The 24,815-nt window shown below is 61.4% G+C and carries 18 protein-coding genes and 6 pseudogenes; 16 read left to right on the top strand and 8 right to left on the bottom strand.

The window, feature by feature from the left end:
* The first annotated feature begins 515 nt into the window (after window positions 1–515).
* Window positions 516–1,302, top strand: a pseudogene (locus tag AB4120_RS27140) (MBL fold metallo-hydrolase).
* 246 nt (window positions 1,303–1,548) lie between these two features.
* Here the strand turns inward: AB4120_RS27140 and AB4120_RS27145 are convergent.
* Complete coding sequence (locus AB4120_RS27145; protein ID WP_441643068.1) at window positions 1,549–1,851, bottom strand: hypothetical protein; 303 nt, start codon at window positions 1,849–1,851, stop codon at window positions 1,549–1,551.
* A gap of 65 nt (window positions 1,852–1,916) precedes the next feature.
* Window positions 1,917–2,780, bottom strand: a complete 864-nt coding sequence (locus AB4120_RS27150) for a cysteine hydrolase family protein (protein ID WP_441643069.1) — start codon at window positions 2,778–2,780, stop codon at window positions 1,917–1,919.
* A gap of 916 nt (window positions 2,781–3,696) precedes the next feature.
* On the opposite strand from AB4120_RS27150, the pseudogene AB4120_RS27155 reads away from it, so the two are divergent.
* The 3 genes and pseudogenes from AB4120_RS27155 to AB4120_RS27165 all read left to right on the top strand — a co-directional run bounded on the left by AB4120_RS27155 (window position 3,697) and on the right by AB4120_RS27165 (window position 6,286).
* Window positions 3,697–5,131 (top strand): annotated as a pseudogene (locus AB4120_RS27155) (cytochrome ubiquinol oxidase subunit I).
* Window positions 5,132–5,135: 4 nt separating this feature from the next.
* Window positions 5,136–6,143 (top strand): annotated as a pseudogene (gene cydB / locus AB4120_RS27160) (cytochrome d ubiquinol oxidase subunit II).
* 11 nt (window positions 6,144–6,154) lie between these two features.
* Window positions 6,155–6,286 carry a DUF2474 domain-containing protein gene (locus AB4120_RS27165; RefSeq protein ID WP_441643070.1) on the top strand — a complete coding sequence of 44 codons (132 nt, stop codon included), beginning with the start codon at window positions 6,155–6,157 and terminating at the stop codon, window positions 6,284–6,286.
* A 309-nt stretch (window positions 6,287–6,595) separates the two neighbouring features.
* Here the strand turns inward: AB4120_RS27165 and AB4120_RS27170 are convergent, their stop codons facing one another.
* The 3 genes and pseudogenes from AB4120_RS27170 to AB4120_RS27180 form a co-directional block, all read right to left on the bottom strand.
* The gene (locus AB4120_RS27170) at window positions 6,596–7,117 is read right to left on the bottom strand and encodes a lecithin retinol acyltransferase family protein (RefSeq protein ID WP_441643071.1); all 522 of its coding nucleotides are present in this window, start codon (window positions 7,115–7,117) and stop codon (window positions 6,596–6,598) included.
* A 1,327-nt stretch (window positions 7,118–8,444) separates the two neighbouring features.
* Window positions 8,445–9,007: pseudogene (locus tag AB4120_RS27175) on the bottom strand (phage integrase family protein); the annotation flags it as partial.
* A 222-nt stretch (window positions 9,008–9,229) separates the two neighbouring features.
* Window positions 9,230–10,438 (bottom strand): AAA family ATPase, encoded by a 1,209-nt coding sequence (locus tag AB4120_RS27180; protein WP_441643072.1) that lies wholly within the window; start codon window positions 10,436–10,438, stop codon window positions 9,230–9,232.
* Between the two features lie 244 nt (window positions 10,439–10,682).
* Between AB4120_RS27180 and AB4120_RS27185 the strand changes: the two are divergent.
* The 3 genes and pseudogenes from AB4120_RS27185 to AB4120_RS27195 all read left to right on the top strand — a co-directional run.
* Window positions 10,683–10,907 (top strand): annotated as a pseudogene (locus AB4120_RS27185) (tyrosine-type recombinase/integrase); the annotation flags it as partial.
* Window positions 10,891–11,235 (top strand): hypothetical protein, encoded by a 345-nt coding sequence (locus tag AB4120_RS27190; protein WP_441643073.1) that lies wholly within the window; start codon window positions 10,891–10,893, stop codon window positions 11,233–11,235. The pseudogene AB4120_RS27185 and the gene AB4120_RS27190, both read left to right, overlap by 17 nt.
* Window positions 11,236–11,658, top strand: coding sequence for a nuclear transport factor 2 family protein (locus AB4120_RS27195; protein ID WP_441643074.1), 423 nt, complete (start codon window positions 11,236–11,238; stop codon window positions 11,656–11,658).
* A 157-nt stretch (window positions 11,659–11,815) separates the two neighbouring features.
* Here the strand turns inward: AB4120_RS27195 and AB4120_RS27200 are convergent, their stop codons facing one another.
* From AB4120_RS27200 to AB4120_RS27210, 3 genes are all read right to left on the bottom strand, one after another.
* On the bottom strand, window positions 11,816–13,120 hold the full coding sequence (locus tag AB4120_RS27200; RefSeq protein ID WP_441643075.1) for a HipA domain-containing protein: 1,305 nt from the start codon (window positions 13,118–13,120) through the stop codon (window positions 11,816–11,818).
* Window positions 13,117–13,410, bottom strand: coding sequence for a helix-turn-helix domain-containing protein (locus AB4120_RS27205; protein ID WP_441643076.1), 294 nt, complete (start codon window positions 13,408–13,410; stop codon window positions 13,117–13,119). Before AB4120_RS27205 ends, AB4120_RS27200 begins: the two co-directional genes overlap by 4 nt.
* A gap of 659 nt (window positions 13,411–14,069) precedes the next feature.
* A complete protein-coding gene (locus AB4120_RS27210; protein ID WP_441643077.1) occupies window positions 14,070–15,470 on the bottom strand; it encodes an aminotransferase-like domain-containing protein in 1,401 nt (466 codons plus the stop codon).
* 305 nt (window positions 15,471–15,775) lie between these two features.
* Here AB4120_RS27210 and AB4120_RS27215 point away from each other — a divergent pair, with 305 nt between their 5' ends.
* The 9 genes and pseudogenes from AB4120_RS27215 to AB4120_RS27255 all read left to right on the top strand — a co-directional run.
* Window positions 15,776–17,785, top strand: a complete 2,010-nt coding sequence (locus AB4120_RS27215; RefSeq protein WP_441643078.1) for a DUF2849 domain-containing protein — start codon at window positions 15,776–15,778, stop codon at window positions 17,783–17,785.
* Window positions 17,772–18,248: a DUF934 domain-containing protein gene (locus AB4120_RS27220; protein WP_441643079.1), complete on the top strand. Its 477-nt coding sequence runs from the start codon at window positions 17,772–17,774 to the stop codon at window positions 18,246–18,248. The genes AB4120_RS27215 and AB4120_RS27220 overlap by 14 nt, the downstream gene beginning before the upstream one ends.
* Before the next feature lie 12 nt (window positions 18,249–18,260).
* On the top strand, window positions 18,261–19,679 hold the full coding sequence (locus AB4120_RS27225; RefSeq protein ID WP_441643080.1) for a cytochrome ubiquinol oxidase subunit I: 1,419 nt from the start codon (window positions 18,261–18,263) through the stop codon (window positions 19,677–19,679).
* Between the two features lie 15 nt (window positions 19,680–19,694).
* The gene (gene cydB / locus AB4120_RS27230) at window positions 19,695–20,702 is read left to right on the top strand and encodes a cytochrome d ubiquinol oxidase subunit II (protein ID WP_441643081.1); all 1,008 of its coding nucleotides are present in this window, start codon (window positions 19,695–19,697) and stop codon (window positions 20,700–20,702) included.
* Entirely contained in the window at window positions 20,703–20,852 is a 150-nt protein-coding gene (locus tag AB4120_RS27235; protein WP_441643082.1) for a DUF2474 domain-containing protein, read from the top strand.
* Between the two features lie 45 nt (window positions 20,853–20,897).
* Window positions 20,898–21,992, top strand: coding sequence for a 3-phosphoserine/phosphohydroxythreonine transaminase (gene serC, locus AB4120_RS27240; protein WP_441643085.1), 1,095 nt, complete (start codon window positions 20,898–20,900; stop codon window positions 21,990–21,992).
* An 87-nt stretch (window positions 21,993–22,079) separates the two neighbouring features.
* A complete protein-coding gene (locus tag AB4120_RS27245) occupies window positions 22,080–23,282 on the top strand; it encodes an acetylornithine/succinyldiaminopimelate transaminase (RefSeq protein ID WP_441643083.1) in 1,203 nt (400 codons plus the stop codon).
* A gap of 2 nt (window positions 23,283–23,284) precedes the next feature.
* Window positions 23,285–24,250: a 4-hydroxy-tetrahydrodipicolinate synthase gene (gene dapA / locus AB4120_RS27250; RefSeq protein ID WP_441643084.1), complete on the top strand. Its 966-nt coding sequence runs from the start codon at window positions 23,285–23,287 to the stop codon at window positions 24,248–24,250.
* Window positions 24,243–24,815, top strand: a pseudogene (locus AB4120_RS27255) (NADP-dependent malic enzyme); the annotation flags it as partial. The gene dapA and the pseudogene AB4120_RS27255, both read left to right, overlap by 8 nt.

A 24,815-nucleotide genomic window follows, 5' to 3' on the forward strand; every position in this document is an offset into this window, starting at 1 on the left:
TGCCGACGCCGCCTTTGTCTGAGCGGCGCCCTCGACAGAGCACGTGCTCTCCGTCCTCGCACAGAATATGAAGGCTCAGACTGTTACGCATCGGCGCTGAAACCAAGCGAAAGGTTCATCTTGCTCGCCGCAGCCTGCCAATCGTCCTGTAACGAGAACGCCGCATTCGTCCCAGCGAGGAGACAGAAGTGCTCGTCCAGGATTACGGCACGGCGAGTCCGCAGCATCGAAGCGGCCACACTATGACCTTCCTAGAATAGGCGAAAAAGATGCGCTGCGTGCCTGTCTACTCATGCATGGCAGTGCCGCCAACCCGTCAGTTGTGAGCGCGGGACGCCCGCGTCAAGGGTCGCTCCGGAAGAGCGACCGGAGATGGAGTATAAGCGGACCCTCGATCTCACCGCCCCGGACGTCTCAGAAGGCGTGCGACGCTCGAGGAGGATGTCCGCACGACGAAGGAGACCGCGCCTGCCGCACAGCTCGGCTTACCCACCCAATTGACAGGACTACAGAGAATGCGCGAAACAACCTGCAATGTGCAGCCGGTTACCGCCAACCCTGGCAAAGTAGGTTCTGGCGAGCTCGCGGCCTCCCCGCTACCCCGTGCGCGTGGGTGACGTCGATGTCGTGCTGATCAGCGATGGCATTCTGCCGCTGCCGGCCTCAACCATGTCCACCAACGTGAGCCGATCGGACCGCAACGAATGGTTCGATAGCTGCTTCCTGCGACGCGACATGTTCGACTGGGCGCTGAATATCGCGCTCGTGTGCAGCGGCGAACGCCTGATCCTGATCGATTCTGGCGTAGGCGTCGGATTCGAATACTTCACGCGCGCCGGTGGGTCGGTGATGCGCCTGGAATCGGCTGGTATTGACTTCAGCAAGACAGTGATGCCGGAAACAGTCCCTCCCGCCCTCCGCAAGGCTGCCGGAAAGTTCGCGGAACTCTACAGCGAAGACATCGTGCAGCTCGATCAGACCGTCGAGGTCGCAGCTGGCATGTCGGGGCGCGTGTGGGTGGCCACACGCCGGGGCACTGCGTCGTGGACGCCGCATCAAACGGCGAGAAGCTGACGTTCGTAGGCGACGCCATTTTCGAAGTCGGCTTCGACAATCCCGAATGGCAAAATGGCTTCGAGCACGCTCCTGAAGCGGCTGTGGACGTCCGTATCGCGCTGCTCACCGAAGCCGCTGAAGCCGGCGCCCTGCTGGCCGCAGCGCATGTGGCGTTCCCGTCCATCGGTCACATTGCAAAAAAGCAGTAAAGGCTTCCGCTTCGTGCCGGTGCTGTGGGATTACTGATTGATGCTCGACTATTTACCATAGTGGCATAGATTGCACTGACGATTGTCGAGAAGCCGCCGCGAGTTCACAAGACTCGCGGCGGCTTTTTGTAAACGATCACCTGACTTGCAAGACGACGGCTCAGGCGGCCTGGCGTCGCGTAAGTGTGGGCACGACAGCATCCGTCAGTTGCCTCCCGGTCTGGAATCCCACGTGCGCGGTGGAGTGGTACTGCCTCGAGGAGGCTCGCGTGACAATGGCCAATCAGCCGTCTCGCATGAGTATTTCTCCGGTATGAGGGATGCGAAACAGATCTTTGTCGATCAACTCGACAAGTTCGCCGCTAGACAGGCGCCAATTCTTGGCGCCCGGATAGATGCGCAGGCCTCTTGGGGTCATCACTGACGTGAAGTAGCGACATTCAAGCACAAGGACGGATTGGTCGTCGTCGCCAACGCAAGTTAGTCGCTGCACCACCTTGTTGCCGCAGCGTGGGCCGGCCGTGGGATGTCGGACCGTGAAGGCCATGTTCCAAAACTCGTTGAGCGGAAAGTCGATGTGGCGCATCAGTGAAGCCCTGCGCGGCCGCAGGCGTCTTCAGATGATAGCCCGGCGGCCGGCGCGGCGACACGTCATTCCGCGGCAGGCGTTCCGAGCTTGGCGACGACCTCGTCGGTCGTCCACAGCGCGTTGGCGATGTAGCGGAAGTTGATCAGCGCGCTAAGGTTGCCATCCCCCTCAGGCAGCTTCTGGCCCGCGACGGCATCACGCACGATGGCCACCTCGAAGCCTTCCTCCAAGAACTGGCGCAGGTGCGATTCGACGCACAGGTTTGCCAGCATCCCGGTCAGGATGACCTGGGTGACGCCCTGCTTGCGAAGCTGCAGCGAGAGATCGTTGGCCTGCGGGCCGTAGAGCTTGTGGGGCGAGGCGATGATGGTCTGGCCATCCTCGATGTAAGGCTTGAATTCCGGCATGAAGTCCGCGCCGGAGCCGCGGAAGCCTTCCAAGCTGAGGGGACTGGGCCGGTCGAAGATCTTGATTTTGTGCTGGAAGAGCTCGGCGGGACCCTGGAACTTCCAGCGATGATCTTGCGGATAGTAGTAGTGAGGCGAGATCGCGACGACGATACCGGCCATCTTCGAGGCCTCGAACAGGCGTATCAGATTCGGTACGATACGTTTCTCAGTGACGGCTTCGCCCACGGCGGACCAGGCGGCACCCTTCGGGCTCATGAAGTCGATCTGCGGATCGATCACTACCAACGCGGTGCGCTGCAGGTCGAGGGTCATCTTGGGAATGGGCATCGCCGGCTGGGCCGGGTCGGTGTACTGCGCCAGATTTGATGGATCCGGATGTGCCGTGGCCGCTGTAATGCTTGCCACGGTAATTGCGAGTGCGGTCGCCCAACGACGGGCAGAGCGGACAGCGCATCGGTGCTCACGGCTCTTGAACAGTTCCGACGACTGCTTCATGTTGTTGCTGCGCTGGGTCATTGTGGCTCCTGGAATTCAGTTGAGAAGACGCACGTCGCTGAGGACCTTGAGTAGATGCATCAATGACTGACGTGTTACGTTGAATACTACGTAGCGATGTTCGTAGGCACTAGACGCCCGTAGAACACCAGTACGTTGTCCTCAGGACACCAAACCCCCTCAGCTTGAGTCGGATCAAACCGGCTGTCGCCCTGCCGCACCACCATGCATTGGACCAGTGACGTCACACAATCGTACGCCCGCCGCGGCGACGGTCCTCGTGCAGGAGCGCGGCAGTCCGCTGTAGCGCCTGGTCCTGTTGATTTGCACCGAATTCTGACTCACCCCCGGCAGGTGGGGATGCGGTGCAAATCAACAGTGCGCCCATCACCACTCGCCCACATCGGCATACTGGGATTGGACAAGGCTGGGCAGGAATATCACCAGATAACGCTGGGCGGCAGTGCGGATGAGGACGCCGCCGTCCTCGCTGGAAGACTACGGGAGATACGCGGTGTACCGGGGTAACAAGGACGAAGTGTTCGTGCGGGCAGGCGCTGGACCAGGCCGACTATGCGTGCGGGCGACGGATCGCCAGTCAACAGTTCTTCACCGGGCCCTGGAATCGGAACTCGACCCGCGGGCCAAGGCAGCCTTTGTGACCGCCGTCGCCATCTATGTGGAGACGGCACGAATCGATAAGAAAGAGGTTCAGAACGCCCTTTCGTTCAGGACAGTCCGCGGAGCACAAGCCTTGATCGATCGCCTGTATCCGCTAACCTTTGGAGGACGGTATGGCTAGGGGTAACTGCTCATGTCAGTGCTTCGCGAACTCTGAGTCACTTTGCAATCACATGATTCCGTGGCTCGGACGGCCTTGTAGGCAATCTGTCAGTGACGCGCATGGCCACTTGCACTTGCATTAGGAGTCCAGCTCATGCCCAATCTTGAAGCCCATGATCTCGCGCGGATTCAGTTTGGCTTTACCATATCGTTCCATATCATCTTTCCCGCGATCACGATCGGGATGGCGTCTTACCTGGCCGTGCTGGAAGGGTGCTGGCTGCGAACCGGCAACACCGTCTATCGCGATCTTTACCATTTCTGGTCGAAGATATTCGCGTTGAACTCTGGCATGGGCGTGGTCTCCGGCCTCATGATGGCCTACCAGTTCGGCACCAACTGGAGGTTCTTCTCCGAGTTCGCCGGCAGCATCACCGGACCGCTGCTGACGTATGAAGTGCTCACGGCCTTCTTCTTGGAAGCCGGTTTCCTCGGCGTCATGCTGTTCGGTTGGAAGCGGGTGGGCCCTAGGTGGCACTTCCTCGCCACGCTGATGGTGGCGCTGGGCACGCTGATTTCTGCCACTTGGATTCTGGCATCCAATAGCTGGATGCAGACGCCGCGGGGTTTCGAAATCATCAATGGCCGTGTGGTGCCGACCGACTGGCTCGCCCTCATTTTCAACCCTTCGTTCCCCTACCGCCTGGTGCATATGAGCATCGCTGCGTTTCTCTCAACTGCGCTGTTCGTTGGCGCGTCCGCCGCATGGCATCTGCTTCGCGGCAACGACAACTCCGCCATCCGCAAGATGCTCTCGATGGCAATGGGGATGCTCCTGATCGTCGCGCCCATCCAGGCCGTGGTCGGCGACGTGCACGGCCCGAATACGCTTGAACACCAGCCCGCGAAAATCGCCGCGCTGGAAGGTCACTGGGAATCGCATGGCGAAGGTCCGCTTCCGCTGCTGGTGTTCGGCTGGCCCGACATGGAACGGGAAGAAACACCTTTCGCAGTCGGCATTCCGCGCCTAGGCAGCCTGATCCTAACGCACACCTCGACGGGCAGATTAAGGGGCAGAAATCATTTCCGCCGCAAGACCGGCCCAATGCCACGATCCTGTTCTGGAGCTTCCGCGTGATGGTCGGCCTGGGCGTTCTGATGATCCTGTTCGGCCTGTGGAGTCAATGGCTACGCTGGCGCGGGCGCCTGCATGAACACCGCGGCTTCCTCCGCATGGCGCTCTGGATGGGCCCCACCGGGCTGATCGCGCTGCTGGCGGGCTGGTTCACCACGGAAATCGGCCGCCAACCCTGGGTGGTGTACGGCCTGATGCGGACAGCCGATGCGGCCACGCCGCACACGGCCGCGCAGTTAAGCGTCACGCTCGCGCTGTTCGTCGTTTCCTATCTGTTCGTTTTCGGCGTCGGTATTGCCTACACATGCTCCGACTGGTGCGCAACGGGCCGAAGCCCTACGAGGGCGATGCATTCGAAACCGATGCCGAGCCGCCCGCCGATCACAAGCCGGCCCGGCCGCTCTCCGCGATCGACGACGACATGCGTCTGACAACCACGGAAGTGAGGATCTGACATCATGGGCATCGATCTCTCCCTGCTCTGGATTCTGATTATCTTCTTCGGCGTCATGATGTACGTCGTCATGGATGGCTTCGATCTGGGCATCGGGATCCTGTTCCCGTTCGTACCGGACCGCCATGACCGCGATGTGATGATGAACACGGTAGCACCCGTCTGGGACGGCAACTAAACATGGCTGGTACTTGGCGGCGCCGGGCTGATGGCGGCTTTCCCGCTGGCTTACGCCGTGGTGCTGTCCGCGCTCTACCTGCCAATCGTCTCGATGCTGCTGGGGCTTATATTCCGCGGCGTGGCATTCGAGTTCCGCTTCAAGGCCAACGATCGCGAACGACCCGTGTGGGATCTCTCTTTCATTGGCGGATCATTTGTAGCCGCGTTCTTTCAGGGTGTGGCGCTCGGCGCCTATATCGATGGCCTGCCCGTCAAGGACGGCGCCTTCACCGGCAGCACCCTGGGATCGCTCGCAGCGTTCCCGCTGTTCTGCGGCGTCGGCGTGGTCGTCGCCTACACGTTGCTCGGCAGCGCGTGGCTGATTCTGAAAACCGAAGGCCCGCTGCGCGACCGGATGAAATCCCTGGCGTCGCGGCTGGTCTGGGCACTGCTAGTTACCATCGCGATCATCAGCGTCTGGACGCCAGTTGCGCACCCCTTGATCGCCGAGCGCTGGTTCACCCTGCCCAACGTGGTCTGGTTCGCGCCCGTTCCGCTGCTGGTACTGGTCTGCGCGATCCTGCTGCTGCGTTCGCTGCGCCGAGACACGCATGCGAAGCCATTTCTCTACACGCTCGGGCTGGTTTTCCTCGGCTATAGCGGTCTGGCCATCAGCGTGTGGCCCAATATCGTGCCGCCATCGATTTCGATATGGGCCGCTGCCGCTCCGCCGCAGAGCCAGGGCTTTGCACTGGTCGGGGCGCTGTTCGTGATTCCGTTCATCCTGATGTACACGGTATGGTCCTACTATGTATTTGGCGGCAAGGTCCGCGTCGGCGATGGCTATCACTAGGGAGCATGTCCATGTCACGCACACCTGACTGGATACGACGGACCGGCTGGCTGTTGTTCATCTGGGCGTGCAGCGTGGCGGGCCTGGGCGGGGCGGCCTTCGTGCTCCGGTTACTCATGCAGATGGCCGGCATACACCGGTAGCGTCGTGTCACTGTGCCGGACCCCGGCGAGGAATTTGGAGGCATCAACCCCATCCCTGCACGGGCAACATCCGAAGCACGAATGCGTCGCGCGGTCGAACCGGCTTGCGACAGCCAGCCACTAGCGCAGTGGTCGGGAAAGTCTCAACATGCTGGAAATTGCCCGCGGCCGACTTGTCCCCCAAAGGCTCCCCTGGCAGTTCCAGTAGTTGTCGGTACTTCGCTCTTGTCTTTCACCGCACCTTACTGGATGGCAAGGTGTTGCACTTCAGATTTGAGGCCGCCCTGCCCTAGTCAGCCTTCCGCGGACTTAGCAAGCATTGGATTGAGCGAGGTAGGCGTGACGATGCCGTTGAACGCGCCTTGCGCGATCACGGAAAGCAAGTATTCCCGCCCTCGCGAGCGCAAACAGCGTCTTGACGCCTGCCCACGGGTTCCGTAAGCATCGCCATACCTGCTCACTACGCCCGACTCCCGACACACACCATGTGCAGAAGTGTTCGCAGTTGTTGGTCAGGAACTGATACTGGTCTTCGCCCAAGCGGGACTTTGCCCTCTCCACCACATCGGTTCCCGTGTAAATGGAATCCAGTGCAGCGCGAATGCCTACCCCCTTTCCTGCCGCAAAGTGGCGCAAGGCGATGTATTCGACGGGTCGCCGCTTCGCGGTGCGATCAAAGCCACCATAGTGAATCACCTGCCCATTTCCCGCATAGATGCCATGGTGCGTGTAGCCGTCCCGCTCACTAATAAGATGAGCACCGACTTCGATGGCGAGTTCCGCGCCGCCCAGCTCCGGAGATGTGAGCAGATCAAAGTATCGAGTTTCCATATTGGGCCACCCCTTCCCGGACCGAAGGCAAAACGGATCCCTCCGAGGGGGTTCCCCCTCGGGACGAATGTTCACTGCATCGAAGTTCGGTTACGGTGCGATCGCACCGGCCATGGAACAAGGGTAGGCGCGTGGGCCGACAAAACCATTCTACAGACGGTGGCACTGCCTTCTACATAGGCATCGAACGCTCATACTCATGTATAGGCCGCGAGACCAGGGCACGCGCAACAAGACGTCGTCGCGGTTCAGGCAAGGGACATTCGCATATTCCGGGTGCCGCATTGTCCTCTTGGCAGAGAGGTCGTTCCTAAGGGTGGGCAACTCCTAATGCAGCTCGCCCGCCCTTTGGCCCGCGAGCTTTTTTTCGACTCCGAGGCCGCCTTCGCCCGCGTCTGGCATACACATCATCCTGCTCCGCAATGAGAGCCGCGCTCTGATCCTCCCGGTCGGCAAGGCCTTGTTCGACTGCCCGCCGCCCGTGCGCCATTGGCTGGGCACGCCTTTACCGAGACGGTCACCGAACTGACGCTCGATGCGCCGCTGCCGGGCCTGCATCTGCCAACATTGCTCGGGGGAGATGCTGCAGAAGGGCTCTGTGCGCTGGATACCGAGGGCGTGGTGGGCGTGCTCCCGCCGGTCCCAATGGACGGCGACGGCGCCGCCAGTGCTACGGATTTGCTACAAACGTTGGGCGCATCGCCCGCCACCCCGCGTAGCTAAGTCAAAGTGCTGCCTACTTCTCACTAGCCCATCATTGGCCGGATTGCAGCTAGTGCCACATACCATATGGGGCCGCATACACTATGGTCCGATTACGTGTGTTTGTCGGGAATCGAGCGAACAGCGGTCATCCGTTTCAACGTAACTGACGGGCGAAAATGGGGCAGCAAGAGTCCTTGCCGACGCCAACTTCTAAAGATTCTGACGATCGGCTTCGACATCACGAAGGTCATCATTCAGCACCGGTAAAACTGCTTGCCTTACTGTGCCCACTTTTGCATCAATTCCCTTCCCCGCAACAAGAGTGCTCACGATTGCTCCGCCGCTCGGCATGCTTTGCAAAAAGCCCTCGGCCCCGGAGACCAAAAGATCAGCGCAATCGCATATAGAGCGTCGGCACGACGATTGCCGCTGCCGAACTGACCCGTATAGCGCAGGCTAAGCGTCGCCGTGCGCGGCCGCCGGCCGCCGAACGCATACCACCGGAGTCGTCGCTGCGGCACTCTGCGGGCGAAAGACAGATAGCTTTCAAGAGGTTCGATGGCTATGTCCTGCCCCGGGAGGGAAGCCATTTCAGATTTCCAACGGCCTACCGCTGCGTAGGTGCTCGGAGAACCTGCAACGTATAGACGGCCGAACGCGGCGACAACGCATCGGTCAACGGCTTCCAGTCCGACGCACTGCGCGGACGCGACGGGCCGACCAATCGCCCGCGCGGCGCGGGCGTACGCAGGAAATTGCGGTAGGCCGTGGCATCCTCGGTCGTCAGCGACGACAGCGGCCGCCCCTTTTCGATGATGGCCCACAGGATCGGGCGCTCCGCTTCCTTGCAATAGGCGCGTCGTGGCCCGCGATTCATGCATGCCAGCCATGCCTGGACGGCGGCGTAGTCATTGTCGGCGGCAAGGGATGAGGTTTCGCGCGGCGCACGGAACTGACCCAGCGAACCATCGACTTCATGCGGCAAGCGCCCCCTCTGCTCCCCCGGCACGATCATGCCGCGCGGCTCGGCGGCGATCAATGCGCGGGCGCGAGACGTCAACTCGAGGGGGGCGGAAAAAAATGCCTTGATGCGCCGGGCGCCGTTTGGCCCCAGACCTGGAATCGTGGCCCACCATTGCTCGCGCCGCGGATACGGACAGTCAGGTCCGCAAGCGTGCGGATATCCGCTGCGGCAATAGGTCTAACAGAGCAAACCGGCGGAAATCTATCTTCGAAGCAGCTGACGGGTTCACTGCCCAAGCAGAGTCATCATTCAAGCCAACAATTTGAGGCCATGAAGACCCGGAGCAATCTGTCAACACGGCGGCGCAAAGCTGCATCAACCGCATCAACGGCGGGAATGGTGTCTTTAATAATGTCTACTGCCGGCCAGCGAACCATAGGCGCTCATTGGTCCACGGCTTGACCGTTCGCCCATTCATTCCCCGGCATAATCCGCTTCATGAATTCATCGAAGAGCGGCACAGTAAACGCCGTGTCTCCGTGAGTTGGGCTCCATATCATGCCCTTCAGAATGAGGCTGCTGCGAGTAGGACCAAATGATTGCACGTTGCGACCGAGTTGCTGAGCGATATCGCCGGAGCGATGCGGGCCGGGTCCAAGTTCTGCCATTGCTCGCAAGTATCGTTTTTCTGCGGGAGTCAGCCTATCAAAACGAACGCGGAAAAAACTTTCATCAAGTGCCGCTATTGCTTCGGTTGAAGCTCCAGTGACGTCATCGCCAGTAATTGGACTTTGGCGCGCCACATCCCAGGCATGTTTGCCCCACTCCTGTAAAAAGTATGGATATCCCTTCGTTTCCACCAAGATGCGAGCGACGGCCTCTGCCTCTAGCTCGACGCCTTCATCTTCGGCCGGCTTTACGAGCGCCAGCGTAGCATCGGACTTTGCCAAGGGTCCGATCTCAGGGAAATCAAAGAGCCGCTCAGCGTATGACTTCGCTTCGCCCATACGGCCACGTAATTGTGGCAATCCGGCTCCAACAACCGTGACCGGCAACTGCCGCTGAGTGCAGCGATGCAAAGCGGAAATGAGGGCAGCCATCTGATCCTCCTGCACGTACTGCAGTTCATCAATGAAGATAACGAGCACCGTTTCGGCGTGCTTTGCAGCCTCCCCTGCCTGCTCCAAAAGGGCAGTAAGATCGCCCTCCAGATCCCCGTTGTCGGCTAGCCCTGGCTCTGGATCGAAATCCAACCCGACTTCAATGTCGTTGTATGTGACCTTCAGCTTGCTGGCAAATCCGGCGAGCGCGCGGAGTCCTCGAACAGCGTAGTCCTTGGCCGCTTCAACCCTGCTCAGCCGAAGCAACGCTAAGCGCAGTTGTGGGGCCAGCATGGCTGGTAGCGATTTGTTCTCCGGCGCCTCAATACGGATGGTGTGCGCACCGCTGGCTTCAGCATCATGTCGCATTTTGTCCAGCAGAACGGTTTTCCCAACCCCTCGGAGACCGACCATAAGTACGCTTTTTGCGTGGCGCCCGCGCCGGAGCCTCTCGATACAAATGCGGACGGTTTCGCGGACGTCGCCGCGGCCGGCCAACTCCGGTGGAGGGCTGCCTGCGCCGGGAGCATACGGATTTAGGATCGGATCCATGATTGTAAAGAAGTTAGGGGATTTATGAACGAAACATAAACTCGCTAACTTTTATACACCTCTTCTATCGATCAAGCAACGACTTCTGCGACTGCCGAATAAGTTATTACAAAATCACTTTTGAGCGGTCCCCACTGTGTTTCGCCGAGCGAGCCGAACGGACAAACCTGATAATTCTCTCAACTGCCGTGCGACAACCCCCTCGGGCAAGTGAGCAAGGTCAACGGCAGCGGGCGAGATATGCTTCTTTGTGCAGGCCGCGGACGCAATCGAGTGCCGCTCACCCAGTGGCTGCGGAAAGGTTGGGTGGCGCAACCCCTCACTGGATGAGACACAGTCACGCTAGCCACGCACTGGCCCGCGGAGCTGATCTCACCTCCTGCGCGACACCTTGCGCCATGCATCGGTTGCCACAACGTCGATGTACCTGCACGGAGAGGAGGAACTGGAGCGTGCCAAGCTACGCCGGCTTACCCGGCGCCACACTGTATGGCCCCTCAAAGGCGGCCCTGATCAATTTGGCAGAGCTTCTGTATGTGGAACTCCATGCACACGGCCTCGGTGTGTACCTGATCAATTCGGGCTTTGTCAAATCGCGCCTGACGGCGCGCAACACGTTCCGAATGCCCGCCCTCATCACACCGGAAGTTGCAGCAGAAGCCATTCTCACCGGGTTGGAGCGAGGTGGCTTCGAAATAGCGTTTCCTCAACGCTTTACGCGCCTGGTTCGTCTTATCAGTCTACTGCCGTACCGAATCAGCCTAGGCCTGCTACAGCTGTTGAACCGCATAACATGAATGTTTTTGACCCACATGCCACATCAATACACCCTGCCGCGGCATACCCTAGCCGCGTTACTGGCATGGTACGACGCGTTGTCGCCCTCTTCACTCGCACATCTGGACCAGTATTACGCGCAGCAGGCGCGCTTCTGCGCCCCGTTTAACGACGTTAGGGGGATCGCCGCGATCCGGGCGATCTTTGAGCATATGTTCGAGAGCGTCGAAGCACCGCGCTTTGCGGTCCAAACGAAAATGAGTAGTGGTGCCGAAGCTTTCGTCTCCTGGAGGTTTACGGGAAAAGTGCGTCAGCAACCCTTCGACGGGCTTTTTTTGCGCGTGCGTGGACCTACCTTCTCGCTATGCGGCATTGGCGTAGATGAGCTCGAGCGGTACAAATTCGTCTCAATGGGCCTGCCCTACCTTGCCAATAGAGAGTGAAGCCTTCTGCGTTTCGCTGTCCTGGATGGGGATGGGCCCTGGCCGCCAATAGCATCGTGATCCAAGCTGCTCGGTCCCTTCCCATCCGGAAAGAGCGTCGTCCGACGGCGAGTCCCTCTGGTGTGGGGCTCCTCTACCCCAGCACGAAGTCTGATCGTCAGCTCAATTGGCGCACCATGTCGCCGATGATGGTGTGCACGATGACCCGTAAGCAGCGCAACTCTCCCGCCAGAGTAGCGGCGAGCTGGGGTCGTTGCTCGGCCAACGCGGCGTTAGTGGCTTCGACCTCGGCATATAGGATCTTGGCGGCGGGTACGATGGCGTCGCGCATTGCAGCAAGGCGGCGCGTTGCCGTATGTGGCGCCAGGCCCAGCGCCACCGCTGCGGCATGCAGCACCGCAAAACTGACATCTCGGAAATACGCCGCGCCGGGTAACGGCCAAGCAAGCCTGACATCCGGCCATCCCGCATTTCCAAGTGCCGGCGTCGCGTAAGCTGCTTCACTGAGCAGGTCGTAGAAGGGAGCCAGCGCAACTCCGCTTCCGCTTGCGAGGAAGCTGAGATTCTTCAGGTGGGCGTCCCCGTTGCCCGTCATCAGATTAAAGGCCAGCCAGTCAAACAGTCTGGCACGAGCCAGCGCCGGCGCCCGGCAAAGCGCCGCCAGACGAATCAGAGCCTCGAGGCTTCCCTGGTCGTATTTGAATGTACGGGATAGGTTCAACATCTGGCAGGCATCGATACTGTGCAGGCGCTCCCAGCCACGGGATCCGGCCTGACGATCAAATCGGTCGACAATGTAGACCGGTTCCGGAACATATCGACGATGTACTGCCGGCACCGGCAGGCCTAGCCGCCCGGCGAGCGTCATCATGAACCACTCGTTGATGACTGAATGCGGATAAGTGTCGTTGTCCTGGTGCGCGGGCTTCAGGATGTGCGTCGATGGAGCGGGGCCAGCCGGTTCGAGCAACGCGTCGTTCGCCAGAACCACCGCGAGCTTATGCTGCGCGCCTGCCAGTGACATCTTCTTTGGAGCTTCGTGCGACAGGGGCACGCGCGGCAGTGCGGCTATTCGCGCCGACAAGGCATCATCGGACAATGGCCGCCACGACGGCTGCGCCAGCGCAACACCGGGCGGTAAGAGCGTCAGCGAGCCCGCCGACTCAGCGCCATAGTGCACGAGAAGCGCAAACGCATCGCCCTCGTTGCGGATCCCGGCATCGCGGGCCATCAGGGTACGCTGTGCTTCCTCGGGAAGCAGATTGTCGAAGAACCACTGAACTGGACGGCGGGTGCTGCCATCGACGACCCGATCACCTAGCGGCAACGCTGGACTCAGCGCAAAGCTCGTCGGATCCGCCAGCCAGCGCGCGTCGTATCCAAACGACCAGATATCCTGATCGCCGCGCAACGTGCCCACAACGCGGTCATCGATATGGGCGACGAGAATGCGCTCGGTCATTCCGGGCTACGTCCACGACGAAACTGTCTCTCGTGCATGCGCGCGCGTTCGTGCTCAAGGACCGCTGGCGTAAGATCCGGCACGTCCAGTTCGACGTGAATACCCAGTCCCTGCAATACTTGAAACAGCTTGCGCCATTGGAGCGAGGTTTCGCCGTTTTCGAGCTTGAACATAAAGGATTCGCCGACCGACAAAAGGCCTGCAGCATCGTCCTGGCGCAAACCTCCGCGTTTGCGCACCGCGCGCACTACAGCGCCAATCTCTTCAGCGTCGGTAATGGTCACTCGCATCTGCGCTCCATAGTGTCTGTACGATTACACGGGAAAAGTAGCTCTTTCGCAACTTCCGTGCCCTCACACAGATTATACGGATTCGGCCACTTTTTGCCCGTAATCCTTGCAATGCTACGGATTTTACACCTAACACGCACTGGAAAAGGGAAAATCCGTGGCTTTCCGCGGAATCTTACCGTCGCCGCCGCGTTGGCCGTTACGTTTGAGGCGTAACCAACACTTCTCGCGCCGGTCCGCGATATTGCCATCACCATGGATGCATTGCAGCGCACGAACCTGCATTTGATACCGCTGCTCGAGTTTCGGTATTGCCACCAGCTCCCCTAGTTCCGCACTGCTGACCTCGACGATTCTACGGTCACGCCCGGGGCCTCCGCGTTGACGTACTGGATCAGGCGTACGCAGCTTGACCACACCATGGTGGCGAGATCGATGCCAACGGTGAAGTCAATGGCGCACTACCTCTCCACGCAATAGGCAAGGCACTTTTGCAGCGTATGCATTGGAGCGTGTTTCGTTGGTTTATCGCCCAGCGATATCGTGTTAGCCACCCCTTTCGCGAATCTGAAGGTCCGTGGTGCTCAGCGAGGCGCATGTCTGGACCCCTCGTGGGCGTTCTCGGCTGGGCAAGCGGGCGCTGGTACGCGCTTAGCCGCCTACACGATGGTGCGGCCACCACGCCGCCTCTCCTCATACAGCAGCCTGGCGACCTGTTGCAGCGCCTGGCCCAGCAGCCCCTGATCGCGTGCGCCGCCGATCGACAGCCGCACGGCATCCACGGGATTCGGCGCAATGCTGAAATCGTCCGAGCAGGCCACCAGCACACCATGCTGCTCCAGCGCGTGTGCGAACAACTGGCGATTCCAATGACCCGGCAGCGGCATCCAGATGTGCACGCCGGTGGGATGGGTGCTGACGTCCCGAGGCAGGATGTTTCGCGCCAGCGTTTGCCGGGCACGCACTTCGCGCTGGATGTCGAGGACCAGCTGTTTCGCCACGCCGCTGCGGAGCCACTCCTCAGCGACGGCGGCCAGCAGCATCGAACAGCCCATGCTGGACGCACGCAAGGCACTCTGCAGTGCAGCGCCATCATGCTCGTGCGGAGGAACGACGAACGACGTGCGAAGACTCGGCCACAGGCATTTCGACAGCGACGTCATGTAGTACGTTCGCTCGCCGCCGGTAAATGTCGCGATTGGCGGCGGCGCGTCATTCAGCAGATAACGGTAGGGATCATCCTCGATCAGCGTCATGCCGAGTTGGAGGAGTGTCGCGGCAATCGCCTCGCGGCGTGCCTCAGGCATCGTCGTGCCGGTCGGGTTCTGCAGCGTCGGATTCAGATAGATGAGCGTTGCGCCGGTTTCGCGATGAGAGCGCTCGACGGATTCGGGCGTGACGCCGTCTGCATCGACGTCCAGCCCAACCAGACGCAGCCCGAGCTGCTGAGCCGCCACCAGGAAGCCCGGATAGGTCAACGGCTCGGACAAAATGGTGTCGCCTCGCTGGGTTGTCGACAGGAGTGCACAGAAGATGGCGGCCTGGGTTCCCGTACACAGCGTGAGGTCCGGATGATTGGCAAGCGCGCCGAGCGCCGGCCGCAGCCATGCCCTGCCCGCCTGGATCAGCGACGCACTCACCCCAGCGTCCTGATAGGCGGAGAGGGCCTCGATGCCTTGGCGAGCCAGTACTTCGCTGATGGTGGTCTTCACGAACTCCGCCATGCCGCCGCCCGCGGGCTGGGGCGGAATATTCATCGAGAGATCGATCCGGCCGTCGCTGGCCGGCTCCCTGCTACCCGCGATAAAAGAACCCCGGCCGCTGAAGGATGTGATGAGTCCACGACTGCGGGCCTCGGTATATGCGCGCGTCACCGTCGTGAGATCGACCCCAAGTGCTTCGGCAAGCCATCGCTGTGGCGGAATCTGGTCGCCGTCGGTCAGTTCGCCGGATTTCACGGCTTTTCCGATCAGATCGGCAATCTGCATGTACCGGGGTCCGGCGCCCTGCGTGAGCGGACGTATCCAGCCCGCGCGCGGGCCTGCTTTCGTGTCATTCATCGTTGACACCTTTCCTTATTCGATTGTGTGCCTTACAGCGCCAGGCACCATAGTCTAGACAGGCAAAACAGCCTCTTACATACAGTATATCACTGTATGTATTCATCCCCACTCGGCCGGCGGGAGGCGGTAGCGCCTCGACGTGGCGCGTCAGGACGTCAGCGATGCGGGTGCTCCTCGAAAGCGGATTCGTCTTTCGGCGTTGTAAAACCGAACAATCTGAACTAGTATTACCATACACTTCACATATATATACATACATGAAGCTAGCGCATGGATCGATGCACTGAACCTTACTGACCGCGATGAATGACTACTACCTGATCTCAGCAAATCGACTTCATGATGGCGCCGTGGTGTGGCTCGATGCCGGACACGCGTGGGTCGATGCCCTGCAAGACGCCCATGCATTCGACTCCGCGCAGCTCGACGATGCCAAGACCGCGGCGAGTGCCGCCGAAGCGGACAACCTGGTCGTGAGCCCCACCCCGCGCGCGGCGCGGATCGTCGACGGACGCCCCGTGCCCGCCGACTTCCGCGAGCAGATGCGCGCACAGGGTCCATCGGTTCGCACTGATCTTGGCAAGCAGGCGCGTCGGCCTGCCGCGCGCACGGCCATCATGGCGTCGCCGGTCGTGCCGGTTGGCATCGAGCATGCCGGCATCTACCAATACGACGCCACGGAACGGGAATTCCTCAAGGACCGTGCCGCACAGTTCGGATTGCAGGTAGCCCGACGCCTGTCAGGCGAGCTCAGCGAGGAAGCGTTCAAGATCTATCGTCTGATGAACGGGCTGTACCTGCAGCTGCACGGGTACATGCTGCGCGTGGCGATTCCCTACGGGACGCTGAGCGCCATTCAGCTTCGCCAGCTCGCATATGTGGCGCGCACCTACGACAAGGGCTACGGTCATTTCACCACCCGCCAGAATCTGCAGTTCAACTGGCCGCACCTCGCCGACTCTCCCGAAATTCTGTCGACGCTGGCTGACGCCGATCTTCACTGCATACAGACCAGCGGCAACTGCGTGCGCAACGTCACCACCGATCACTTCGCCGGCGCGGCCGTCGACGAGGTCGTCGACCCGCGCGTCCATGCCGAGATTCTGAGGCAATGGTCCACCGACCATCCCGAGTTCACCTACCTGCCGCGCAAGTTCAAAATCGCCATTACCGGCAGTCCGGTCGACCGTGCCGCCGTGCGCTTCCATGACATCGGCATTCTTGCGAAGAAGAATCCGCAGGGCGAAGTGGGCTTCCAGATCTACGCCGGTGGCGGTCTGGGCAGAACGCCAATCGTCGGAACGAAGGTACGCGACTGGCTTCCCGAGCGCGACCTGCTCCGTTTCGTCGAGGCGATCCTGCGCGTCTACAACGCCCTCGGCAGGCGCGACAATATCTACAAGGCACGGATCAAGATTCTTGTCAGGGAACTCAAGCCGGGCAAGTTCATCGAGATGATCGAGGAGGAGTTCGAACGCCTGCCGGCGAATCGCCAGTACCTCGAGCCCGCGATTGTGGAGGCCATCCGGAGCCGCTTCGTGTTCCCGGCCTTCGCGTCGCTGCCGGTGGATTCGGCGGAATGCGATGCTGCGCTTGCGCAGGATGAGGGATTCCGCCATTGGGTCAAGACAAATACGCATCCGCACAAGATGCCGGGCTATGTCAGCGTGGTCATGTCGTTGAAGCCGGCCGGCGGCATTCCGGGTGATGTCAGCGCCGAGGAGATGGAGCGGATCGCCGATCTGGCCGAGCGGCATTCGTTCAACGAGATCAGGGTATCGCACGAACAGAATCTGGTGCTGCCGCATGTCCGGCGCGGCGAGCTCTACGAGGTCTGGAAGGCGCTCAAGGCAGCGGGGCTCGCCACACCGAACATCAATCTGATCTCGGATTCGATTGCCTGCCCCGGGCTGGACTACTGCAGTCTTGCGCTGGCGCGGTCGGTGCCTGTTGTGCAACGCATCGCGCTCCGCTTCGACGAGGCGAAGCAACGCGAGATTGGCGAGCTCAAGCTCAATGTCTCCGGTTGCATCAACGCCTGCGCCCACCACCATGTTGCCCACATCGGGGTACTAGGCATCGACAAAGGGGGCGAGGAGCACTACCAGATCACGTTGGGCGGCAGCGCCGACGAAGACGCGGCAGTCGGCAAGATCCTGGGGCCGTCGGTGCCCTACGAAGACGTGCCGGAGGTCGTCGAAGCGCTGGTCGGGATATTTCTGGCGCAGCGCCAGCACGGTGAACGCTTTATCGACACCTATCGCCGTATAGGAATCGAGCCTTTTAAGGAGGTGCTCCATGGCGTTGATTGACAAGGCCGGCCTGCCCGCGGAGGACCACCGAATTTACTGGCAACCGGGACAGCCACTGCCAGATCCGATGTGTGGGGTAGTCCGGCTCGACCAGTGGGGTACTTATGTGATGCAGTCCGGCGCAAGCGCGAGCGGCATTTGGTTAGCCGCCAGCGAGGACACCGCCAGCGTCGCCGCGATGCTCGACACGCTATCGCTGATCGTCATCGAGTTCCCCAAATCGAGAGATGGCCGCGGCTTCACGCTTGCGCGCATGCTCCGCGAACGCCATCACTTCGCAGGCGACCTGCGGGCTGCCGGGCCGCTGTTGCCGGACCAGTTCCCGGTGCTACTGCAGTGCGGCTTCACCAGCCTGCTTTCGCCGCCGGGGGTTCCGCTGCCGCGCTGGCGTGACGCCGCCGACGCGCTCGAGCGGCGGCAGTCGAAACCAGGGACGCTGCTAGAGCGTCTGTCTCAAGGATAGCCAGGTCAAGCCATGTTTCCGTTCACTGCCTTGGAACTCGCCCGTATCCAGTTCGGATTCACGGTCTCCTTCCACATCGTCTTCCCGGCCATCACCATCGGGCTGGGGAGCTACCTCGCCGTGCTCGAGGGACTATTTCTATGGAAGAAGGATGACGTATACAAGGTGTTGTACCAATTCTGGTCGAAGATTTTTGCGGTGAACTTCGCCATGGGCGTCGTGTCCGGACTGGTGATGGCATACGAGTTCGGCACCAACTGGAGCCGCTACTCGACCTTCGCGGGGAGCATCACCGGCCCCTTGCTCACCTATGAGGTCCTCACGGCGTTCTTCCTCGAAGCCGGCTTCCTCGGCGTGATGCTGTTCGGTTGGAACAAGGTGGGCCGGGGCCTCCACTTCTTTGCAACTGCCATGGTCGCTGTGGGCACCCTGCTCTCGGCAACCTGGATTCTGGCCTCGAACAGCTGGATGCAGACGCCGCAGGGCTACGAGATCGTCAACGGGGTGGTGGTGCCGGTCGACTGGATCGCAGTCATCTTCAATCCTTCGTTCCCCTACCGGCTGGCGCACATGGTGATGTCGGCCATGCTTGCCACCGCGTTATTCGTCGGCGCTTCAGGGGCATGGCACCTGCTCAGGGGAGATCGCCAACCCGCCATCAAAAGAATGTTCTCCATGGCCATGTGGATGCTGCTCGTCGCCGCGCCGCTGCAGGTGGTCATCGGCGATGCCCATGGGCTCAATACCCTCAAGCACCAGCCGGCGAAGATTGCGGCGGTGGAAGGTCACTGGGAGAACGACCGCGGCGAGGGCGGCGTGCCGCTGATCCTTTTCGGACTCCCCGATATGGACATGGAACGGACCCGATATGCGATCGAGATACCGCATCTCGGCAGCCTGATTCTCACTCACGAATGGAACGGGACGATCCCCGGCTTGAAAGACTTCACTCGCGAGGACCGGCCAAATGCCGCCGTCCTGTTCTGGACCTTCCGGGTCATGGTCGGACTGGGCATGCTGATGGTCCTCTTGGCGGTCTGGTCCGCATGGACCCGCTGGAGAGGCCGGCTGTATATATCGCGCGCGTTGGCCCGCTTCACGCTGCTGATGGGGCCAGCGGGCGTCGTGGCCATGCTGGCCGGCTGGTTCACCACGGAAATCGGCCGGCAGCCATGGGTGGTGTACGGACTCATGCGAACCAGCGATGCCGTCTCCAACCACTCCACGCTGACCCTCTCGGTCACGCTTGTGGTGCTCATGGTGATGTATGCAGGGGTCTTCGGTACCGGAATCGCCTACATGTTCCGGCTGGTACGGCAGGGGCCGACCGGGCATGAGAACCCGCCGGACGGCGACACGCGCAATGAGCGGCCGGCACGCCCGCTGTCCGCGGCATCGGTGGCGCCCGATGCCGCCAATTCCGGACACTAAACGAGGAGATAGGAAATGGGTATCGATCTGCCTCTGGTGTGGTTCCTCATCATCGGATTCGCGGTCATGATGTACGTCATCATGGACGGATTCGATCTGGGGATCGGCATCCTCTTCCCGTTCATCCCGAGGCGGGAGGACCGTGACACGATGGTGAACACCGTCGCGCCGGTCTGGGACGGCAACGAAACATGGCTGGTGCTTGGCGGTGCCGGCCTCATGGCCGCCTTTCCGAAAGCCTATGCAATCCTGCTCAGCGCGTTCTACGTGCCGCTGCTGCTGATGCTGGCCGGCTTGATCTGGCGTGGCGTCTCGTTCGAGTTCCGATTCAAGGCCACCGAAGCCCACAAGCCGTTCTGGGACAAGGCCTTCATGACGGGGTCCTTTGTCGCGGCATTCTTCCAGGGTGCTGTGCTCGGCGCCTTTATCAATGGCGTGCACGTAATCGATGGCGCAAGCGCTGATGGGGTGATGGCCTGGCTGACGCCGTTCTCGGTCTTCACAGGTCTTGGCGTGGTGATCGGCTATGCTCTGCTGGGATCGACCTGGCTCATCCTCAAGACCGAAGGTGGGCTCCAGCGCACGATGATCCGCGTGACGCGTCCTCTCACGATAGCCATGCTGGCGGCCATTGTGATCGTCGCCATCTGGACGCCCCTCCACAATCCGGCCATCGCCAACCGCTGGTTCTCCCTGCCCAATCTCTGGTTCTTCACGCCTGTGCCCGTCGTGGTGCTCATTGCGACCGGCTGCATACTGCACACGCTGCAAGACGATCCGCATGCCGGACCGTTCCTGTGGTCGCTGGTGCTGATTTTCCTTGGCTACTCGGGGTTCGTGATAAGCATCTGGCCCAACATCGTACCGCCCGCCATCTCGATCATTGCGGCTGCAGCGCCACCGCAGAGCCTCGGCTTCACGCTGGTCGGTGCGCTGCTCATCATCCCCATGATCATCGGATACTCGGCGTGGGCTTACTACGTCTTTCGGGGCAAGGTGAAGGCCGGAGAGGGGTTTCACTGAATGAACGCACCAATCACTCCGGACGGACACGGCACCACCTTCCGGCGCATCGGCTGGATGGTTCTCATCTGGGCATGCAGCGTGGCCGCATTGGGTGTCGTCGCGCTTACGCTTCGGCTGCTGATGACGCTCGCAGGCATGACCCGCTGACTGCACGGACGGCGGCGAATATCAATGAAGGAAGAGTTGAACGACATGGAATCACCCTTAAGGTGCTATAACTTCAGCGCGGGACCATCCGCCCTCCCGGAGTCCGTTCTGGGGACGATGCGGGAAGACCTGCTGAACTGGCAGGACACTGGTACTTCGGTCATGGAGTTGAGCCATCGCTCCGAAGCCTTCGTCGAGATGGCGGCTCGCGCCGAGCAGGACCTGCGCGAGCTACTCGGCATTCCCGCGCATTACAAGGTTCTATTTCTGCAAGGCGGGGGCACGCTGCAGTTCTCGCAAATCCCGATGAATCTCATGCACCAGGCCGGTCCCTGCGACTACATCGATACCGGGTACTGGTCGCGCAAGGCGCAGACGGCCGCAGCGCGATATGGCGAGGTGAATATCGCCGCGAGTGCCGAGGGATCGGGATACAAGGCGATCCCGCCCCAGTCGGCATGGCGTCCGTCGGACGCGCCCGCATATCTTCACTACACCGCCAACGAGACGATCGACGGGCTCGAGTTCCACTGGATACCCGATGTCGGCGACGACTGTCCCCTTGTCGCTGACTTCTCCGCCAACATTCTTTCCGGGCCCCTCGACGTCGCGCGCTTCGGCCTGATCTATGCCGGCGCGCAGAAGAACATCGGGCCGAGCGGCTTGACGCTTGTCATCGTCCGCGACGATCTGCTGGGTCGCGCCCATGCCTATTGCCCCGACGTTATGAACTACCAGGTGCTCGCCGAGCACCAATCGATGTACAACACGCCGGCGACCTTCGCCTGGTATGCGGCCGGACTCGTGTTCCAGTGGCTAAAGTCGCTGGGTGGGCTCGAGGCCGTTCGCGCCAGGAACGCACGCAAGCAGGACATGCTCTACAGCGTGATCGACCGCAGCGGCTGCTTCATCAATAACGTCGTGGCCGCTGACCGCTCGCATATGAACGTGCCCTTCCATCTCGCCGATCCGAGACTTGAAGGCATATTCCTTGCCGGCGCCGCCGAGCGCGGCCTGCTCGGCCTGAAAGGCCATCGCGCCAAGGGCGGCATGCGCGCATCACTCTACAACGCCGTGACCGAGCAGGCCGTCCAGGCACTGACCGGCTACATGGCCGAATTTGAACAACACCACGGCTGACAACTTCTTGATGATGAACATCGTGACCATACCGAGCGAAGGAGCGCTGTGACGGCCTCCGTATCGCGGGACCTCTACGAACACGTCATGGTCCCCAGCTATGATCCGGCCGGCATCGTTCCGGTCGAAGGCAAAGGCGCGCGTCTTTGGGATCAGGACGGGACCGAGTACGTCGACTTCGCCGGCGGCATCGCCGTCAATGCGCTGGGCCATTGCCATCCGGCTCTCGTCAACGCGCTGGCCAGTCAGGCACGGCGGCTCTGGCACACCTCCAATGTCTTTGCGAATGAGCCCGCCATGCGGCTCGCGCATGCGCTGACGCAGGCGACCTTTGCAGATCGCGTGTTCTTCGCCAACTCCGGCGCGGAAGCCAACGAGGCGGCGTTCAAGCTCGCACGCCGTCATGGCATCGTCACCGGCGGCGATGACAAGCACGAGATCGTCGCCGCGCTCAACAGCTTCCACGGACGCACCCTGTTTACCGTCAGCGTGGCCGGCCAATCAAAATACTCGGACGGTTTCGGACCGCCCATCGCCGGTATCCGGCACGTGCCGTTCAACGACGTCGCGGCACTGGAGGCGGCGGTATCGGACCACACGTGTGCCGTGGTGCTCGAGCCAATCCTCGGCGAGAGCGGCGTGCTTCCTGCCAGTCGCGCCTACTTGCAACGTGCGCGCGCACTCTGCGACGCACACGGCGCCCTCTTGATCCTTGATGAGGTCCAGACTGGGATGGGCCGGCTTGGCACGCTCTTCGGCTACCAGTACTTCGAGGTCGTGCCGGACGTCATGACTACTGCCAAGGCAATCGGCTGCGGCTTTCCGCTGGCCGCGATGCTTGCAACGGAGGATGCGGCGCAGCATCTCGGCGTCGGCACCCACGGCAGCACATTCGGCGGAAATCCTCTGGCCTGCGCGGTCGGCGAAGCGGCGTTGCATTGGATCAACCGGCCGGATGTGCTGCAAGGCGTGGCGGTGCGGCATGCACATTTTGTCTCCGCACTGAATGAGATCGGCAAGCGCCATGCGCTGTTCGAGGCCGTGCGCGGCATCGGGCTGCTGCTTGGGTGCGTGCTGGCGCCCCGCTGGAAGGGCCAGTCGCGCCACGTCGTGAACCGATGCCTCGAGCACGGGGTCATGGTGCTGCAGGCGGGGCCCGATGTCATCCGCCTGGCGCCGAGCCTTGTTGTCGACAGCGTCGAGATCGACGACGGCCTGGCCCGGCTGGAGGCGGCTGCCAAGCAGCTTGCCGCCGAATGGCCGGACCACCTGACAGCGGCGGGAGACTAACCATGCAGGGGAAGTATCTGGATATTCGCGGCAGCCTCGTGGCACTGGTCACGCCGATGTTTCCGGATGGCGCCATCGACTGGGCCACTTACCACGAGCTCATCGACTGGCATATCGCGGAAGGCACTGATGCGCTGGTCATCACTGGGTCGACCGGTGAGACGCCCACCCTCTCGCCGGGCGATCAGGTGGAGCTTATCCGGGTGGCGGTGGCGCGTGCCGCCGGCCGCATTCCGGTAATCGGCGGCACAGGGGCAAACTCCACCAGCGAGGCGATCGACCTCACGCTGGCGGCCCGCGATGCCGGCGTGACGGCCTGCCTGTCGGTCGTGCCCTACTACAACAAGCCGAGCCAGATGGGCATTTTCCGGCATTTCCGGACAGTGGCTGAACGCTGCGACGTGCCACTTGTCGTGTACGACGTGCCGAGCCGCACGATCGCGGGCATGACCGTGGAGACCATCCTGTCCTTGAGCAAGATCGATGGCATCGTCGGGCTGAAGGACGCCACCGGCAACCTCGCGCGCGCCAATGAACTCTTCCATCGGCTGCCGCCGGAGTTCTCGGTGTATAGCGGCGATGACGCCACGGCCGCGGCGCTGATCCTCATGGGGGCGTGCGGCAACATATCCGTCACGGCCAACATCCTTCCGAACCTGATGCACCAGCTCTGCGCCGCGGCTTGCGCCGGCGATATCCAGACCGTGCGTCGCTTGAGCCGACGCCTGGCCGCGATCAACCAGGCTTTGTTCATCGAGTCGAACCCTATACCGGTCAAGTGGGCAATGGCGCGCATGGGGCGCATCCGCGAGGGCATCCGACTCCCGCTCACGCCACTCTCGCCCGAGCATGCTGTTACGGTGACGTCGGCAATGCGCGAAGCAGGCATCGAGCTGGCATTACCGGAAACCGCTCCTTTGCCGTCTTCCGCTTTCAATCGGTGCATGCCACTTTCAGATCATGGATGAAATTTACGAAAGAGACGTCTTCCGCAAGGCCGCGCTCGAATACCACGAGTTTCCGACCCCGGGCAAGATTTCCGTCACCCCGACCAAGCCGCTCTCGAACCAGCGCGACCTGGCCCTGGCCTATTCGCCGGGCGTTGCCGCCGCTTGCGAGGAAATCGTTGCCGATCCGGCCAATTCCTTCCGCTACACCGCGCGCGGCAACCTCGTCGCCGTGATCACCAACGGCACCGCCGTGCTGGGCCTGGGCGACATCGGCGCCGCAGCCTCGAAGCCGGTCATGGAAGGCAAGGCCGGCCTGTTCAAGAAGTTCGCCGGGATCGATGTGTTTGACATCGAGATCGACGAAAAAGACCCCCAGAAGCTGGTCGATATCATCGCCTCGCTCGAGCCGACCTTCGGCGGCATCAACCTCGAGGACATCAAGGCGCCGGAATGCTTCTACGTGGAGCGCACGCTGCGCGAGCGGATGAAGATTCCCGTCTTCCACGATGACCAGCACGGCACCGCCATCGTGGTGGGCGCGGCGGTCATCAATGGCCTGAAGGTGGTGGGCAAGGACATCTCC

Origin of the sequence: Cupriavidus sp. 2KB_3 (genome assembly GCF_052115685.1) — a bacterium.
In the GTDB taxonomy this organism is placed as follows: Bacteria; Pseudomonadota; Gammaproteobacteria; order Burkholderiales; family Burkholderiaceae; genus Cupriavidus; species Cupriavidus campinensis.

Coding starts and splice junctions, on each gene's coding strand:
- AB4120_RS27145 (WP_441643068.1), bottom strand. CDS start 1,851: ATGCGCCACATCGACTTTCCGCTCAACGAGTTTTGGAACATGGCCTTC.
- AB4120_RS27150 (WP_441643069.1), bottom strand. CDS start 2,780: ATGACCCAGCGCAGCAACAACATGAAGCAGTCGTCGGAACTGTTCAAG.
- AB4120_RS27165 (WP_441643070.1), top strand. CDS start 6,155: ATGTCACGCACACCTGACTGGATACGACGGACCGGCTGGCTGTTGTTC.
- AB4120_RS27170 (WP_441643071.1), bottom strand. CDS start 7,117: ATGGAAACTCGATACTTTGATCTGCTCACATCTCCGGAGCTGGGCGGC.
- AB4120_RS27180 (WP_441643072.1), bottom strand. CDS start 10,438: ATGGATCCGATCCTAAATCCGTATGCTCCCGGCGCAGGCAGCCCTCCA.
- AB4120_RS27195 (WP_441643074.1), top strand. CDS start 11,236: ATGTTTTTGACCCACATGCCACATCAATACACCCTGCCGCGGCATACC.
- AB4120_RS27200 (WP_441643075.1), bottom strand. CDS start 13,120: ATGACCGAGCGCATTCTCGTCGCCCATATCGATGACCGCGTTGTGGGC.
- AB4120_RS27205 (WP_441643076.1), bottom strand. CDS start 13,410: ATGCGAGTGACCATTACCGACGCTGAAGAGATTGGCGCTGTAGTGCGC.
- AB4120_RS27210 (WP_441643077.1), bottom strand. CDS start 15,470: ATGAATGACACGAAAGCAGGCCCGCGCGCGGGCTGGATACGTCCGCTC.
- AB4120_RS27215 (WP_441643078.1), top strand. CDS start 15,776: ATGAATGACTACTACCTGATCTCAGCAAATCGACTTCATGATGGCGCC.
- AB4120_RS27220 (WP_441643079.1), top strand. CDS start 17,772: ATGGCGTTGATTGACAAGGCCGGCCTGCCCGCGGAGGACCACCGAATT.
- AB4120_RS27225 (WP_441643080.1), top strand. CDS start 18,261: ATGTTTCCGTTCACTGCCTTGGAACTCGCCCGTATCCAGTTCGGATTC.
- cydB (WP_441643081.1), top strand. CDS start 19,695: ATGGGTATCGATCTGCCTCTGGTGTGGTTCCTCATCATCGGATTCGCG.
- AB4120_RS27235 (WP_441643082.1), top strand. CDS start 20,703: ATGAACGCACCAATCACTCCGGACGGACACGGCACCACCTTCCGGCGC.
- serC (WP_441643085.1), top strand. CDS start 20,898: ATGGAATCACCCTTAAGGTGCTATAACTTCAGCGCGGGACCATCCGCC.
- AB4120_RS27245 (WP_441643083.1), top strand. CDS start 22,080: ATGGTCCCCAGCTATGATCCGGCCGGCATCGTTCCGGTCGAAGGCAAA.
- dapA (WP_441643084.1), top strand. CDS start 23,285: ATGCAGGGGAAGTATCTGGATATTCGCGGCAGCCTCGTGGCACTGGTC.